This window comes from Frankia sp. R82, from assembly GCF_023716925.1.
GTDB lineage: Bacteria > Actinomycetota > Actinomycetes > Frankiales > Frankiaceae > Frankia.
In genome coordinates this window covers 1-955 of the sequence record NZ_JAMQQG010000183.1, presented here as the reverse complement: position 1 = coordinate 955, position 955 = coordinate 1, and the positions used below count along the sequence as shown (strand labels likewise).

Sequence of the window (955 nt, the reverse complement as noted above, 5' to 3'; positions counted from 1 at the left end):
GAAGGTTGGGGGTTCGATTCCCTCCGAGCGCACGTCAGGTTGAGACAGGTCAAAGCCCCGCAGCCGATCACACGGCGCGGGGCTTTGAGCTTTCTAGGGACCGAGTACTGCCATCAGTACTGCCATTGCCTCGGCGTACTGCCGGACACCTCAGGCAGCGCCCGCCGCATCCTCACTCTCTGTAGTTTCGGCCGGGTTCTGAAGCCTGGTCAGGATGTCGTGCATGCTGCTGGCCGTCCCGCGCCGGACGTCATCCAGGACGGCGACGTAGATGTCCGCGGTCGTGGCAAGTCGGGTGTGCCGGAGCAGGGCACGGATCTCGTTCAGGTCCACCCCAGCCCGGAAGAGCATGGTGGCCGTAGTGTGCCGGATGTCGTGCACGCGGGTGTGTCCCACCTGTGCCCGCTCGCACACCGCATCCCACCACCGGTTGACGTTGCGCGGGTCGATCCTGCTCCCGACCGCCGTCGTGAACACCAGCCCCGGATCGGCCCACCGGATGATCTCCAGGTCCGTCGGAGACCCAGCGTCCCCACCGGCGAGCGCTGCCAGGTCCTTTGCCGCCTTTTCGGCCTTCGCGTCGAGCTCGGCTTTCGCCGCGTCCTGCCGCTGCTTGTGCGCGCGGAGCATCGTGACGACCATCATGGGCAGCACGAGAACCGCCTTTGAACCCTTCGTCTTGAGGTCTTCCTCTTCGACAAGTTCCCAGCGCTGCCGGCCGGTTTCCGGGTCGATCCCTGCCTTGCGGCGTCGCTGCTTGCGCACCACAGCGACGGTGCCGGCGTCGAGGTCGATGGCCTCCCAACGCAGCGCGAGCGCTTCCCCCTTGCGCAGGCCGAGCGCCAGCAGCACCAGCCACAGTGCGGCCATCCGGTCGACGAGGGCAACCGCGAGGACCCGCCGGGCCTCTTCCTCGGTGAGTGCACGCACCGGAGCTTCCGCGTTCCTCGGCGGT

The 955-nt window shown here is 67.4% G+C and carries 1 protein-coding gene; it reads right to left on the bottom strand.

From position 1 onward, the window contains the following. Positions 1 to 150: 150 nt before the first annotated feature. Positions 151 to 955 (bottom strand): tyrosine-type recombinase/integrase (locus ND747_RS16505; RefSeq protein ID WP_251734493.1); only part of this gene is annotated, 805 nt, incomplete at its 5' end.